We start from the raw sequence: 13,928 nt of genomic DNA on the forward strand, positions 1-13,928 counted from the left end.
TCAACGGCTCAGAAGTGTCTAGATTATCCGTGGCGATTCAAACATAGCCTTAATGTTGGTTGTGTTCATTTTTCATCCTCATGTGCTTATGAGATATTTAACCATGTAAAGCACCAGTCTGGAAGGCTTTATTCATAGATGATGTTTGGTGTGAGTGTGATGTATTACTAATTTTATAGGAGTTAGCATAATGATTAAGCGCTATGCACTGGTAAAAGATAATGTTGTTGAGAACCTTATTGCATGGGATGGCGAAGGAGACCTCTTCCCTGGCTATGATGCTATTGAGTTAAGTGATGAATTGATCGCAAGTGTTGGCTGGTCATATGATGGGAAAACGTTCACTGCACCGCCAGACCCAGCAAAAACACCGGAAGAACAGGCCGCAGAAAATCTCGCTATAGCTCAGTCTGAATACGACCGCGCAACCATCGTTATTAACGAACTGAATGAGCAAATTCAGGATGAAGACTATGACGGTACGACGGAAGAGGCTGTCAAAGATGAATTGGCCGCCTGGACCAATTATCGTAAAGAGCTGCGAGCGTACATCAAAGCTGCAGATGGCAGTCAGCAGCTACCATCTGCGCCATCTAACTAAGCAGGCTGCTGGCCAGTCGATATCCGGAGCGTTGGATGTATCAATGGCATCCAGCGCATCGAGATAATCAAGCCACGCGTTGTATTGTGCTTTTTCTGCTGCGGTGAGACGATCCATCGCCGCTTTGCCAGGCCATTGCTTCCCGTTCATGAAATCGTTGGCTGCATTAATACGACGCTGCTTTTCGCTTTCCGCCAGTGCCACCTGTTGCTCGTGAGTCAGCGGCGGAATATCAAACGAAGGTTTGTGAGAAACGCCGCCACATCTGGAATATCTGCCCCGTTACTGGCCTTATCCATTTTTTTGGACAGTTCAGTTGTCATGGTGGCGGCAAAGTTCGGATCGTCACCCAGCGCGGCGGCCAGTTCGTTCAGCGTGTCGAGCGCTGCCGGTGAGGAATCCACCAGGGCAGCCAGTGCCGCTTTTACATAAGCCGTGGTGGCAATCTGCGTGTTGTTGACGGTCTGCGCCGCCGTCGGGGCCGTTGGCGTTCCGATAAACGCCGGGCTTGCCAGCGGCGCATAATCTGCCGCGACCAGTTTCACGTGCGCCGTGGTGGCAAGTTTGGTTGTGTTGTCCGTTTTAGCCGGTGTCGGCGCGGTTGGCGTCCCGGTTAGGGCTGGTGAGGCTTTCGGTGCATACTGGTTATGCGGGTTAGCGGAGGCCAGATGCGCGGCCATCAGCTCATCGGCATACGCCTTAACCTCAATTGTGCGATCATCAACGTACTTCCGGGTCGCCAGCACCACCGACGGGTCAATTTTCAGGGTGATGGCATCAGTGTTCGACACGATCAGAATCATGCGGATGGTCTGGGTACGCCCGCTGCCTTCCTGTAACTGCGGCTTGTAGGTTTCCGGGCAGTTTGCCACCGCAATCAGCGTCCCGTCCTTATCGTACAGACCGATAGTGCGGATCCAGAAACCGCCCTCATTTTCCGGGATAACCTGTTCAGCAATAATCTGGCCGGGGTTTGCCGGGTCAATGCTCAGCATGTTAATCGGGGCGCGCCGCTGTTCGCCGACAATGGCGGTCTGACTGGCGTCCGGTGTCGGCAGCACACCGCCGCCATCGCCCACGGCCATGGTGGTAATTTCCAGTTTCGTTCCCAGCGCCATGGCGTTCGCCAGCTTCGCGGCACCCAGCGTGGTCAGGATTGCATAATATTTTGCCGTCATGGATTTACGCTCATCTCGTCAATCAAATGGATGGCAGCGCCGGACACTGCCGGGCCGCCCACGCTGATAGCTTCAGCAAAGTACGGATATACGGTCAGCTCATCGCCCTGATAGCTGACCGCGCCGGTGATAACGCTGCCGGTGGTCTGCAAGTTAATGGACAGGCCAACAAGATGGCGGCTGACCGGCTTTGCGCCCGCTATCAGCCGCTCAAGTTCCTGATAGGTTTCTTCCGTGATGCCCTGATCCTGAACGCCAATATCCAGGCGAAAGGTTCCCGGCGTTTCACCGGACTGCCACCACTCGATCACCCGGATAAGAAAGCCGAACGGCTCCACCACACGGCGCACGGCGGCAATCGTACCTTTCTGGCGGTGGATGAAATACGCATCGCGCACCACCTGGCGTTTCACCGCTTCCGGCCAGGCCTCATCCCAGCGGTCAACCGAGAATGACCAGGCAAGCCAGGGCAACAGGTGTTCCGGGCAGGTGTCAGGGTTCCACAGTTCGCGCAGCGGCACCGGAACGGTGCTGATATCGCCGCAGGCTTCAGCAAGACGACGTTCCAGCGCGGACGATCCCGGTGGTAACAGGCTATTCATTGGCATCCCCGGCAATGGTGATATCCGTGGCGGTGCAGTATCCCGACTGTGACTTATCCATCAGCACATCGGCGGCAGGCTCCAGCAGCTCCACCCAGTCCACCCCGGCCACACGTAGCACCGCCTTGTAGTTATCGCGCCGGATACTGCGCGCCAGCTTCTTTTGCTCCAGCAGATAGGCAGCAAGATTGTTCTTCGCTGCCGCCAGACAGGGACCGGCCACCACGCCATCAAACAGGTGCAGCTTTGCCGCCACCCGGTATTCAGTGATAGCGGCGGACTGAACAGTCAGCCGGTCACCCAGCGGGCGGATGGTTTCGGCGCTCAGCTTGCTGGCTACAATATCCAGCAGCGCCTGGCTGGCCTGCCCGTTACCCTCATGGGACAGCACGGTCACCACCACCGCAGCGGGTGACGGGCTGACCGTGGATGCATCGGCGACCCGCCCGTCAGCGCTGCGGGCGTGAAAGTTATACGCCGCTTCAGGCCCCGCCACGGATAAACCCTCGAACGCTTCCGGCGCGCGCTGGCGTAAATCCTCGTCACTTTCCATGACCGCCGGAACCGGCGGAACGGCGGTTTCATTCGCTGGCGTGACGACCAGACGCTGCACATTAAAGTTGGCGACCAGGTTGTCCAGGTCCCCGCCGCCGGAACGGGCAATAATGACAGCCTGCACTGCTTCATTGATGCGCTGACGCAGCAGAATTTCCCGGTAGCAGTTTTCCTGAAGGATTTTAAGTTGTGGTTCCGATTCCAGTTCAAGCGCGCGGGCAACCGCATCCTGTAATTCAGCAGGGTAAAGCGATACCAGACGCGCCTTGCGCGCCGTAAGCAGCGTTTCAAAATCCGGCACATCAATAATCTGCGGCGCGGGCAGGGATGAAAGGTCAACGGCACTCATAAATTATTCCCCATCGGAACGCTTAAACTCACAGCGGAACCGTCATCACGATAGCCGCTAAGCTCAACGACCATTTCACCGTCCATGGTGGTTTCCAGCGTGACGCTGTCTAACCGGATACGCGGTTCCCAGCGATTAAGCGCGCTGTAGGTTGCCGCCATTACCCTGAGTTTTGTCGCCGGGTTCGTTGGATCATCAATCAGCGATAAAAACAGCGAGCCATAATCCCGTCGATAAATCCGGGAACCGACGGGGGTGGTCAGAATGTCCCGCACGGACTGGCGAATATGATCGATATCCGTGATGGCTTCGCCGGTCCGCTGATTCATTCCCATGTACATCATCAGACTGGCCCGCCCGTGTTAGCGCTGCCCTTCATTACGCCGGTGTGCGCATGAGCATCCAGAACAACACCATTGGAAGACAATGCGCCGCCGCTCTGGGTAACTTCACCCTCGATCACCGTCCGGTCCGCTTTGATGTCCAGCATCGCGGTTTTAATGGCAATACTTTGCGGCGCATCAAAAACGATGCTGGCCCCAGCTTTTACCAGGTAACGCCCGGTTTCCGGCTCATACTCAATCCAGCCCCCGTCCGGGAACGCGGTCACCGTCGCGTCCTCTGAAGTGGATGGCGGCGGGCAGGCATCGGAATAAATGCCAGGCAGAACAAACGCCGTGGTTAACTCGCCGCCCACTGCCAGTACCAGAACCTGTTCACCCACGGACGGCTTCCACCATGTGCGGGATTTACCGGCGCGCAGGGTCAGCCAGTTAAGCCAGTTGGTTTCGAGATCGCCGGTCTGGACCCGACACTGCCAGTTTTCCGCGTCCACGTCTGTCACCACACCCTTTCGGATGAGGTTCAGTAGCAGGCGGTATAGTTCGGCAAGGCTGAATTCTGTTTTCATGACATCAGTTTTCCATTGTTGCCGCGTGGCGATTAGTCCCGGCTGTTGTTTCAGGCACCAGACAATCAGCGCGCCAGATGCTCGATAATGAGTTCTCTGATCAGTTCTTCAGATGCGTCAGTTATGCCCAACAGTTCACGCCGTGCATACGTCACCTGCGGCCCCCCTGGCCTCACCCGGTCACGCAGTCCGTAGTGGTGAACGCGGGCTATACGCAGCGCCCTGGCATCAAACCCCACTTCTGACGTGCTGGCCGTCACGCGGGTTTTCATATATCGCACGGTGCGCAGTTTGCTGAACATCTGGCGGCGGACACGGCCTTTTTTGGCGCGGCCTGATACCCGGCGCGGCTCGTAGGCGCTCCCGTCCGGGTTTTTCTGCATCCTGATATTCTGCTGTTGTTGCTGACGGATCCTGGTTGCCACATCCCGCAACAGTTTGCGCCGCTGGGCCGGTTCAAGCTGTGCTATCAGCGCATCCAGCCAGCCCTCAATCCGGGTAAAGTCAGCCATGGCGGATCCAGTAGTTATCTTCCGGGTTTTCTGGTTCTGGTACGGCTTCCACCGTTGCCACCCCGTTATCAACCGTGACAATGACGCGCTCCGTCAGCGCCAGATAAAGGGCGATATCGCAGAGACCGTTATTCAGGATATCCACCTCAAACCGGAACAGTTTTTCCCGTAGTTCGGGGTTATTCATCGCATCGGGCTGATGAATCGTGAGCCAGTCGCAGACGACGGCCATCAGCAGATTCGGATCCCCGGCGTAATCGGTTATCACCACATTCAGGGTGTAGCGATATTCCCAGCCAGGGGCCGGAACGCCGGTACTGACCACCAAACCTTCATCCACAAACAGATGCAGGGTATCGGGGTTTTTCTTCAGAACGTCCAGCCCGTCACTGATGGACTGGCGCAGGGAATCGGGCTTTTTCACTGAGTTTCTCCTGACAGTCCACGATCACATCCACCTTCGCGGCACACAGCCCCCAGGCGGTTTCCGCTTTTTCTTTGGCTCCCAGCAGTTCACCGTTGGTTGTCGGGTTGCTTGCCGGGAGCTGGCAGCGGGTCACCGCCGGACAGGAAAGCGTGATAACCTGCGCCGCCGGTAAGGGCGGGGCGTTTTTGCAGGCGGATAACATCAGCAGGCAAAGGAGCATCAGCCCAGCGCGCATTTTCTTCACTACCACGGATCACCTCCTTAATCATTGCCTGACGTTCTGCGGCCGCCGTGTGAATGGCTTCCGTGTTGCGCTGTAGACTGGCCTGAAAGGCGTCATTCATCCGGGCCACCATATCCACGGCCAGGAGCTGGCCATTTTTGTCGCTCAGCTTTTCAGACAGGGCCGCAATGTCCCGGTCACGGCTGCCGATAGCCTGATGCGCCTCATTCAGCCGCCAGCCCATAAAGGCCAGCAGGCCAGCCAGCGCCGCCAGAACCGCCACTACGCCACGGTGCATGGTGCATCCGCCATCAGCTGACGATAAACCGAGGCTGTAAACCGGAATGCCACAGCGCAGAACAGATAAACAATTGCCACTACCAGCCAGCCCGCGTTAATCAGACAGACCACGATCCCGGCAAACATTGCCCAGGACCACCACCGGCGCAGCGGGGAAATATCCGGGTTAAATATGGCGCGTACCGCCTTCAGCGCCTGCGATTCCGCATCCGGGACCTTGCCCTTTTCAAACACGTACCAGATAACATGGCCCGCCATGCCGGTTGCCATTGCCGCAAGGCACAGCGCGCAGCCCAGCCAGGCCCACGCCACCACAAAATTCACCGCCACGCTTTCCGGTTTCATCAGGCCCGCGATCAGCATCAGCGTCAGCACCACATCCAGCACAAAAGAAATCACTTTACGTTTCATGGATTCACTCCTTTTAAGCACCACGCCTTTTCCCGCGCGCGGCGGTTTTCAAGCCCGTTGTTTTTCACTCCGTTGACGTAGACCCAGCGCGACAGCTGATCACACGCCTGCCACCACTGGTGCCGTTTGATAAACGACACCATCGTGGAGCGGCACACCGCGCCGGTGCCGACGTTAAACGCCAGGCTGACCAGTGCGTCATACACCTGCGGCGGCATGTCCACCGGCGCGCAGACGGCCAGCGCCTTTTCCACCCGTAACACGTCGCTGACGAGATTCCCGGCCACCTGGTGCTCGTTAAGGGTTTTTCCCGGCACGACGCCTTCGGTATGCCCGATCCCGTTAGTCCAGACACCGGCGGCGCAGCGGTACGGCGTGAGGCGGCAGCCCTCATAATCGGCAATCAGTGCCAGCCCCTGCGGCGAGGTTTTCAGCAACTGGAACTGCGGCAGCGTGGCGGCAATCGCCAGCACCACGCCAATCACACAACGTTTAACGATTTGCGCGTTCATACTCCTCCCGACTGATCGCCCCGGCGGCCAGTAACTGGTAGGTTTTGCGCCGGTAATACCAGGACAGCGCGAACGCCGCCACACCCAGCACCATGGCAAGCACCGTTCCCAGATCCTGAAGCGAGAAATCGCCCAGCCAGGCCAGAAACAGCGCGATGAAATAGGTCAGCGCCGACATCATCCGCTCAATACTCATCATCACTCCCAGAGTTGAATGGTCCGGGCGACAGCCGCCGGCACCTGTTCGGGCAGTTCAATTTCCAGCCCGTGCGGCAGGATCGGCCCCCGCTCCGCGAGTCCGGGGTTGGCATTCAGGACGGCTTCCGTCATGCCCTGCGAGCGCCGGTAATAACGCCAGCAGATGGCGTCAACCGTGTCATTCTGTTGCGCCCGGACTTTCATCAGATAAGCTCCACCGTCATATGCGGTAAGTCCTGAACACGGGAAATGGCCCAGCGGGCATCCCGCATCAGTTCGTCCGCCGTTTGTGCATACTCATCCGCTTTTTTTTTGCCTTCACCGGTGGCGTCAAAGTCCCGGTAACGTTCAACCAGATTGGCTTTCGCCCAGCAGAACACCGCACGGCGGTACAGCATCACCCGCTGGCTTTCACCGTCGATACTCTCCGCCGGTACGCTGTTTAAATCCGCGCATCCCCTGGCCTGTTGTTTCTCGCGAAACTCGTAGAGGTCGGCATTGACTTCGGCCATGGCGGTCAGCAGTGCCTGGCGCAGCCGTTCCGGGGTGACCGTGCCGTCAGCGCGCATGTCCTGGCGGAATTTCGACAGGCTGATCTCAGGCCAGAAAGGCGTGTTGGTGATGGTGTCCTGCGCGCCGTCCTTCACCGGCTCCGGTGAAACGAATTTCATATTCATTCCGTTACTCCCAAAAGTTGGGCGGTGGACGGGGTTTTGATGCGGCTTACAGCCTGTCGCCACCCCGTGCCGCCCCGCGCGTTGGCACGATTCGTCAGCCGCTTGCGGCCTTTCGCAACCGGGATTCCAGCTGCTTGATGTCGGTTTTCACACCGCTGTTGTTGTCCAGTTGCAGGGCGCGTTTAAGATGGTTCAGCGCGGCGACGGCCTGATCGTTATCCCGCAGGGCATAGCCCAGCGCCTTGTGAAGACGGGCGCGGGACTGGTCCGGCATATCGTGGGATTCGACCAGCGCCATCGCCTGCGTCAGCAGCGCGGCGTTGAAGGTGCCGCCATCAGCAAAGGCGCGCATCGCGGCATCGGCAAACTCTTCAGCAACAGCCGTTGCCGTGGTGCGGTTGAAACGCTGCGGCATCACCCAGCCATGCTTCAGGGCATGGCGGGCGATATCCAGCGCGCCGGTGTAGTCACCGGCATCAATGCGCCAGATCATCAGGTACATCGCCACGTCGTCCTGCGGTGCGGAATCCGCTTCCAGCAACCCGGCAATCCACCCGGCATAGAGCGGCAGAAATTCCCGTTTCAGCTCGCACTTACGCTCGGTTGACTGGATCCCCTTCAGGCGGCGGCGGTGTTCGGTGAGCTGCAACAACATCATGTTGTAGCCGCTCGCCCCGCCGTGGCTGCCACCCTCGCGGGCGGCCTCCTTAGCCTGGATATACTGCGTGTGGGCGCGGAAAGGGTTCATGGTCACGCCCCGGTGCCGCCTGCGGCGTTCTGACCATCGATCACGCCCTGAACCGCAGCCGCGACCAGCGCCTGGATGTTGTCGGCAGTCAGCGCGCCGGATGAACCATTACCCTGAGCGGCCAGCATCTCGATGTTTTCAATCAGGCAAACGCCGTCGTAATCCTCGACCACATAGGCTTCATTGACGGACTCAAAATTCTCCACGCGGTCACGCTTCGGATTGTCGATAACCGAGCGGCGGCGGGTGCCGTCCTGCCAGTAGATGGACAGGTTATCCAGGCGGGTGATCAGCATGGCGTTCGCAGGGAAGAACGGAACGCGCACGGCGGGCAGGTTGCCGATGCGTTTCTGGCTGATGATGAGGTCCGCCGCCAGCGTTTCCGAGTTGGGCTGGTCGCGGTTCACAATCGGGAAATACTTGTCAGCCAGCAGCGAGCGGCCACAGACCACCACCAGTTCGGTGTCTTCCTGATACCACGGCGCAATTTTTTCACTCACTGCGCCCAGCACCAGTGCGTCCAGGTTGGCGAAGTCGCCACCGGTTCCGATGCGGATTTTCGGGGAGATCACCTGGCCTTCGCTGACGATTTTATCCAGTACCTGCACCGGCGCTTCCTGGCGGATTTTCTCCAGCCAGCCGATATTGACGTCCTGTAACAGCGGGTAGGTTTCCCGGTTGGAGGTCTTTTCACGCTTCACGCCGTTAAAGCCGATCATGATGCGGTCCAGTGCCTGGCGAAGAACAATCGCATCGCGGATGCGGGTCTGGAAGTCCTGGAATTTGGCCCACAGGTCCAGCTTTGAATACGGCAGTGCCGTGTCGTAGTTGGTCTGGGTACATTTGTACTCTTCGCCGTCGATATAGGTCGGATCGGTGGGTTCGCGCTCTTTCTGGGTGGTGTCGGTGGTTCCGGCAATGGAGGCACCGATACCCAGCCCCAGACGCTCGCCGGACTGCTCATCCACCGGGATGATGTTGATTTTTTGCAGGAAGCCGGATGACTCCTGAATTTTGGTTTCCAGCGTCTGCGCGACGGATGGCTCAGCAGTGTACTTCGATGCAATATCCGACACGGCGACGCCGTTCAGCGTCGCGAGCTGGGTCAGATACGCATTGAATTTAAAGCGGGTGGTTTTTTTCATTGTGCTGTAACTCCGTCAGCAGTTGGTGAGTTGTTCAGCGCTGCCGTTCCCGCCGGTGCCTGTCGGGCGGCGGTCGCTGCGGCTGTCTTCAGCGGAAAGTTTTTCGCGCAGGCTGACCAGCTCCGCGCGACCGGATTCAATGGCCTGTTGCATTTCATCCAGGCGGGCGGAAAACCCGGTCTGCGCGGTGCCGATCCCGTCCACGGTGGCGGACAGGGTCTGGTGCTCCTGCGCCACCGCTTCCACTGCCTGATGCACGTCGGCAAACTTCGCCTTATCGTCAGCGGATTTACGGGTCAGCAGTTCTTTTACGCGGGTGAAGAGATTCGGCTTTTCTTCCGGCTCGTCTTCAAATTCGATGAGGGTTTCTTCAGCAGCCGTGAACAGGTTACCGGCGGCCAGTTTGCGGCTGGCGAGCGGGCTGTTTGCCGCGCCTGCGCTGAACTGCAACATTTCAGTGCCGAGGCTTGCCGGATCGTCAGTGACCGCCAGGCCAACCAGATAGGCTTCGCCGCTGTCCGCAAAGCTGACGTTCACTTCCATGGACGTGAACAGCTTCTGCATTTTGCCGGTCATGGCGACCAGATCGTCCGTCGGGGAAATCCAGGCATACAGCGCCATTTTTCCCGCCAGTTTGCCGTCGGTAATTTCTTCAGCTTCCAGGCGGTCAACCTTCCCGAAGCGGCGGAACGGACTGTCCGGCGTGAAACCCTTGATGTGCTCGACATTAATCAGGGCGGTGTAAACCTGCGGATCGTAATTCGCGGCCATCTGGGTCAGCCAGTCGCGCTCGATATTGCGCCCGTCCGTGGTGGCACCTTCCACCCCGACACGAAAACGCTTTGCTTTTTTTGCCATGTTTCCGGCTCCGGTTAGTTCATAACGACGTGTGAGCCTTTATGGTTGCGGGGTGCGGACGGCGAAACAACGCGGCGGCATTGTGCCGGAAATGGCACAACAGCCAGAAGCGGAGAAGACGCGCGCGGGGCCGTAGTCTGGCGGCATGAATACGACGCCCATCACTTCAGACCTCGACCCGCGAAAACAGGCCATGTTCCTGTATTTCAGTGGGATCCGTATCGCCCGCATTGCTGAAATGCTGGGAGAGAAACCCGCGACCGTTCACAGCTGGAAAAAGCGTGACAAGTGGGCTGACATTGGCCCACTGGATCAGATGCAGCTCACCACGGCGGCGCGCTACTGCCAGCTCGTCATGAAGGAGCAGAAGGAAGGGAAGGACTACAAGGAAATTGATTTACTGTCCCGCCAGGCGGTGCAGCAGGCGCGCATCGGGAAATTTAATAACGGCGGCAATGAAGCCGATCTGAACCCGAAAGTAGCCAACCGTAACAAAGGCCCGCGCAGGCCGCCGGAAAAGAATGTGTTTTCCGACGAGCAGATCGAGAAGCTCGAAGAGATTTTCCACGGCTCCGCGTTCGACTACCAGCGGCAGTGGTGGGAAGCAGGCAAAATTCACCGCATCCGCAACCTGCTTAAATCCCGCCAGATTGGCGCAACGTATTACTTTGCCCGCGAGGCGTTGATTGATGCGCTTATCACCGGGCGCAACCAGATTTTTCTTTCAGCCAGTAAGGCACAGGCCCACGTTTTCAAACAGTACATCATTGAGTTTGCCCGCGAGGTGGACGTTGAACTGAAGGGCGACCCGATGACGCTCAGCAACGGGGCCACGCTGTATTTTCTGGGGACCAATGCCCGCACCGCCCAGAGTTATCACGGCAACCTGTACCTGGATGAATATTTCTGGATCCCGAAATTCCAGGAGCTGCGCAAGGTCGCCTCCGGGATGGCGCTGCATAAAAAATGGCGACAGACCTATTTTTCAACCCCGTCCAGCCTGACCCACAGCGCGTACCCGTTCTGGTCCGGTGCGCTGTTCAACAAGGGCCGCGCCAAGGCAGACAGGGTGGAGATCGACCTGTCTCACGCCCACCTGTCACCCGGCGCGCTCTGCCCGGACGGCCAGTTCCGCCAGATTGTCACCATTGAAGACGCGGTGCGCGGCGGCTGTAACCTGTTCGACCTCGACCAGCTCAGCCTGGAGTACAGCCCGGACGAATTCCAGAACCTGCTGATGTGCCAGTTTGTGGACGACCTGGCGTCAGTGTTCCCGCTGGCGCTGATGCAGGCCTGCATGGTGGACAGCTGGGAAGTGTGGGACGACTTCGAACCGCTGATGATCCGCCCGTTTGGCTGGCGTCCGGTCTGGATTGGTTACGACCCGGCAAAGGGAACCCAGAACGGTGACAGCGCCGGGTGCGTGGTTATTGCGCCACCGGATGTGCCGGGCGGTAAGTTCCGCATCCTTGAACGCCACCAGTGGCGCGGCATGGACTTCCGCGCCCAGGCGAAGGCCATCGAAGAGCTGACGAAAAAATACAACGTGACTTATATCGGCATCGACTCCACCGGCGTGGGCGATGGCGTTTACAAGTCCGTTAAGCAGTTTTTCCCGGCGGCCCGCGAGTTTGTTTACAACCCGAACGTGAAAAACGCCCTGGTCCTGAAGGCATACGACATCATCAGCCACCGCCGTCTGGAATATGACGCGGGCCTGACTGATATCGCGCAATCCTTCATGGCCATTCGCCGCGCCACCACAGCCAGCGGCAATCGTCCGACCTATGAAGCCAGCCGCAGCGAGGAAGCCAGTCACGCCGATTTGGCCTGGGCGACCATGCACGCCCTGTTCAATGAACCGCTGGAAGGCACCACCGTTAACAACAGCAATATCGTGGAGATTTTTTAATGGCTTATTCTTTTACCCCCGATCAACTTAACGCCCTGAAGCAGCGAGCCACCCGGCTTTTTGGATATCAGCAACAATGGATGCGCAATCCCGCCAGGCAGCGCCACTACACCAAAATGCGCCAGTGTGGCGCTGACTTTGCTTTTTCTCTGGAAGCACTGATTGATGCTATCGAGACCGGAAGAAATCAGGTGTTTATCGGCACAACGGAAGCCAGCGCAGAAGGCGCTAACCGTCATTACATTGCCGCTTTCGCCCATGATGTGGGAGTGAACATCAAAGGTGATACCGGACGAATTTTGCTGAGCAATGGTGCGGTAATTTATTTTGCAGGGGAAAAAAGTCATTTTGCCGGTCTGTGTGGAAATGCTTATGTCAGCGAATATGCCTGGGCAAATCACCCCCGCACACTCATTGCGCAGAGCAAAGCTGTCGCCGCAAATGTTCGCCACCGTCTTACCACGTATACGACCCCTTCAAAAAATCAGGAGGCGTGGAAAGTCTGGAAAAAACTCAGCACTGCCAGCAGGGGAACGGTAATTCTTTCTGACCATATGCGCGAAGACGCGCCCCTGTTAAGCCCGGCAGATATCAACGAATACCGCCGCGCAATGTCAGCGGAAAATTTTGCCATGTTGTTTATGTGTAAATGGCCGCAGGAAGACCAGGAGCAGCCGGAATGAGCAAGAAAAAAACAGCCGGTCGCAGCAAAGCTGACAGCATCAGCGCGGCAGAACCCATGACGCAGAATACACCCGGCGTGGAAGCGTTCAGCTTCGGTGAGCCGGTACCCGTTCTGGACCGGCGTGAGCTGATGGATTATCTGGAATGCGTTCAGGTGGATCGGTGGTATGAACCACCCATTAGCCTGGATGGGCTGGCGCGCACGTTCCGGGCAGCCCCCCACCACAGCAGTGCAATTTACGTAAAGCGCAACATCCTGACGAGTACGTTTATCCCGCATCGCTGGCTGTCAAAGCAGGCTTTTTCCCGGTTCGCTCTGGACTTCCTGACTTTTGGTAACAGCTACCTTGAGCAGCGCGTTAACCGGCTGGGCCAGACGTTGAGCCTTGAGCCATCGCTGGCGAAATTTACCCGGCGCGGTACGGACCTTGATACCTACTGGTTTGTGCAGTACGGGTACAACAAGGATCCGTACCAGTTTGACGCGGGCCGCGTGTTTCACCTGATGGAGCCGGATTTGAACCAGGAGATTTACGGCCTGCCGGAATACCTGTCCGCCATCCCGTCAACCCTGCTTAACGAGTCGGCCACACTGTTTCGCCGTAAGTATTACCTGAACGGCTCACACGCGGGATTCATCATGTATATGAGCGACCCGGCTGCCAACCAGCAGGACGTGGATAATATCCGCGAGGCGCTGAAAAAGTCGAAAGGGCCGGGGAACTTCCGCAATCTGTTTATGTACAGTCCGAACGGGAAAAAGGATGGCATCCAGATAATCCCGCTGTCGGAAGTGGCGGCAAAGGATGAGTTCCTGAATATTAAAAATATCAGCCGTGATGACATGCTGGCCGCGCACCGTGTGCCGCCTCAGCTGATGGGCATCATCCCGACTAATACCGGCGGTTTCGGTGACGTAGAAAAGGCGGCAAAAGTTTTTGTTCGCAATGAGCTGATCCCGCTTCAGAAACGAATGAGCGAACTTAATGACTGGCTTGGTGAAGAGGTTATTACATTTGAACCTTACAACCTTGACCCCGATGAAAACAGTTAACCAGCCTGAACAAGACCGTAACCGCCTTAACTGGCGGTTTTTTTTGGCTCAAATAGTGAGCCGAATACTCAT

Annotated in this window: 21 protein-coding genes and 1 pseudogene; 4 read left to right on the top strand and 18 right to left on the bottom strand. The window is 57.6% G+C overall.

The annotated features are described in order from the left end of the window. Positions 1-190: 190 nt before the first annotated feature. Entirely contained in the window at positions 191-601 is a 411-nt protein-coding gene (locus N6P30_RS21210) for a hypothetical protein (protein ID WP_154827375.1), read from the top strand. Here the strand turns inward: N6P30_RS21210 and N6P30_RS21215 are convergent. From N6P30_RS21215 to N6P30_RS21300, 18 genes and pseudogenes are all read right to left on the bottom strand, one after another. Beyond that, positions 578-832, bottom strand: a complete 255-nt coding sequence (locus tag N6P30_RS21215) for a tail fiber assembly protein (RefSeq protein WP_154827374.1) — start codon at positions 830-832, stop codon at positions 578-580. The two genes, N6P30_RS21210 and N6P30_RS21215, sit on opposite strands and share 24 nt — an antisense overlap. 2 nt (positions 833-834) lie before the next feature. After that, positions 835-1,779, bottom strand: a pseudogene (locus N6P30_RS21220) (phage tail protein); the annotation flags it as partial. Continuing rightward, a complete protein-coding gene (locus tag N6P30_RS21225; protein ID WP_170226945.1) occupies positions 1,776-2,381 on the bottom strand; it encodes a phage tail protein I in 606 nt (201 codons plus the stop codon). The gene N6P30_RS21225 and the pseudogene N6P30_RS21220, both read right to left, overlap by 4 nt. Then, a complete protein-coding gene (locus N6P30_RS21230; RefSeq protein WP_154827371.1) occupies positions 2,374-3,285 on the bottom strand; it encodes a baseplate J/gp47 family protein in 912 nt (303 codons plus the stop codon). Before N6P30_RS21230 ends, N6P30_RS21225 begins: the two co-directional genes overlap by 8 nt. Further along, on the bottom strand, positions 3,282-3,632 hold the full coding sequence (locus N6P30_RS21235) for a GPW/gp25 family protein (protein WP_154827370.1): 351 nt from the start codon (positions 3,630-3,632) through the stop codon (positions 3,282-3,284). Before N6P30_RS21235 ends, N6P30_RS21230 begins: the two co-directional genes overlap by 4 nt. Continuing rightward, positions 3,629-4,195, bottom strand: a complete 567-nt coding sequence (locus N6P30_RS21240; RefSeq protein ID WP_154827369.1) for a phage baseplate assembly protein V — start codon at positions 4,193-4,195, stop codon at positions 3,629-3,631. Before N6P30_RS21240 ends, N6P30_RS21235 begins: the two co-directional genes overlap by 4 nt. Positions 4,196-4,260: 65 nt before the next feature. Next, positions 4,261-4,707, bottom strand: a complete 447-nt coding sequence (locus N6P30_RS21245) for a phage virion morphogenesis protein (protein WP_154827368.1) — start codon at positions 4,705-4,707, stop codon at positions 4,261-4,263. Beyond that, positions 4,700-5,131 (bottom strand): phage tail protein, encoded by a 432-nt coding sequence (locus N6P30_RS21250; protein ID WP_154827367.1) that lies wholly within the window; start codon positions 5,129-5,131, stop codon positions 4,700-4,702. The genes N6P30_RS21245 and N6P30_RS21250 overlap by 8 nt, the downstream gene beginning before the upstream one ends. Continuing rightward, on the bottom strand, positions 5,094-5,336 hold the full coding sequence (gene lysC / locus N6P30_RS21255) for an Rz1-like lysis system protein LysC (RefSeq protein WP_249040117.1): 243 nt from the start codon (positions 5,334-5,336) through the stop codon (positions 5,094-5,096). Before lysC ends, N6P30_RS21250 begins: the two co-directional genes overlap by 38 nt. Then, the gene (gene lysB / locus N6P30_RS21260; protein WP_154827366.1) at positions 5,221-5,655 is read right to left on the bottom strand and encodes an Rz-like lysis system protein LysB; all 435 of its coding nucleotides are present in this window, start codon (positions 5,653-5,655) and stop codon (positions 5,221-5,223) included. Before lysB ends, lysC begins: the two co-directional genes overlap by 116 nt. Next, positions 5,640-6,068: a DNZ54_00345 family protein gene (locus tag N6P30_RS21265; RefSeq protein ID WP_154827365.1), complete on the bottom strand. Its 429-nt coding sequence runs from the start codon at positions 6,066-6,068 to the stop codon at positions 5,640-5,642. Before N6P30_RS21265 ends, lysB begins: the two co-directional genes overlap by 16 nt. Further along, entirely contained in the window at positions 6,065-6,580 is a 516-nt protein-coding gene (locus tag N6P30_RS21270) for a lysozyme (RefSeq protein ID WP_154827364.1), read from the bottom strand. Before N6P30_RS21270 ends, N6P30_RS21265 begins: the two co-directional genes overlap by 4 nt. Next, positions 6,561-6,779, bottom strand: a complete 219-nt coding sequence (locus tag N6P30_RS21275; protein WP_249040116.1) for an HP1 family phage holin — start codon at positions 6,777-6,779, stop codon at positions 6,561-6,563. The genes N6P30_RS21270 and N6P30_RS21275 overlap by 20 nt, the downstream gene beginning before the upstream one ends. Further along, positions 6,779-6,982, bottom strand: a complete 204-nt coding sequence (locus tag N6P30_RS21280; RefSeq protein WP_154827363.1) for a tail protein X — start codon at positions 6,980-6,982, stop codon at positions 6,779-6,781. Before N6P30_RS21280 ends, N6P30_RS21275 begins: the two co-directional genes overlap by 1 nt. Continuing rightward, positions 6,982-7,449: a head completion/stabilization protein gene (locus N6P30_RS21285; protein WP_154827362.1), complete on the bottom strand. Its 468-nt coding sequence runs from the start codon at positions 7,447-7,449 to the stop codon at positions 6,982-6,984. Before N6P30_RS21285 ends, N6P30_RS21280 begins: the two co-directional genes overlap by 1 nt. A gap of 100 nt (positions 7,450-7,549) precedes the next feature. Continuing rightward, complete coding sequence (gene gpM, locus N6P30_RS21290; protein WP_154827361.1) at positions 7,550-8,203, bottom strand: phage terminase small subunit; 654 nt, start codon at positions 8,201-8,203, stop codon at positions 7,550-7,552. A gap of 2 nt (positions 8,204-8,205) precedes the next feature. After that, positions 8,206-9,348, bottom strand: coding sequence for a phage major capsid protein, P2 family (locus N6P30_RS21295; protein ID WP_154827360.1), 1,143 nt, complete (start codon positions 9,346-9,348; stop codon positions 8,206-8,208). 15 nt (positions 9,349-9,363) lie between these two features. After that, positions 9,364-10,206 (bottom strand): GPO family capsid scaffolding protein, encoded by an 843-nt coding sequence (locus N6P30_RS21300; RefSeq protein ID WP_154827359.1) that lies wholly within the window; start codon positions 10,204-10,206, stop codon positions 9,364-9,366. Positions 10,207-10,351: 145 nt separating this feature from the next. On the opposite strand from N6P30_RS21300, the gene N6P30_RS21305 reads away from it, so the two are divergent. From N6P30_RS21305 to N6P30_RS21315, 3 genes are read left to right on the top strand one after another with little or no spacing between them, the layout of a single operon-like run. Beyond that, positions 10,352-12,118: a terminase ATPase subunit family protein gene (locus N6P30_RS21305; RefSeq protein ID WP_154827358.1), complete on the top strand. Its 1,767-nt coding sequence runs from the start codon at positions 10,352-10,354 to the stop codon at positions 12,116-12,118. Then, positions 12,118-12,801, top strand: coding sequence for a terminase large subunit domain-containing protein (locus tag N6P30_RS21310; protein WP_154827357.1), 684 nt, complete (start codon positions 12,118-12,120; stop codon positions 12,799-12,801). The genes N6P30_RS21305 and N6P30_RS21310 overlap by 1 nt, the downstream gene beginning before the upstream one ends. Continuing rightward, positions 12,798-13,856, top strand: a complete 1,059-nt coding sequence (locus N6P30_RS21315; protein ID WP_154827356.1) for a phage portal protein — start codon at positions 12,798-12,800, stop codon at positions 13,854-13,856. Before N6P30_RS21310 ends, N6P30_RS21315 begins: the two co-directional genes overlap by 4 nt. The last annotated feature ends 72 nt before the right edge of the window (positions 13,857-13,928 follow it).

The sequence above is a fragment of the Enterobacter sp. PL1 genome (genome assembly GCF_945957325.1).
In the GTDB taxonomy this organism is placed as follows: Bacteria; Pseudomonadota; Gammaproteobacteria; order Enterobacterales; family Enterobacteriaceae; genus Enterobacter; species Enterobacter roggenkampii.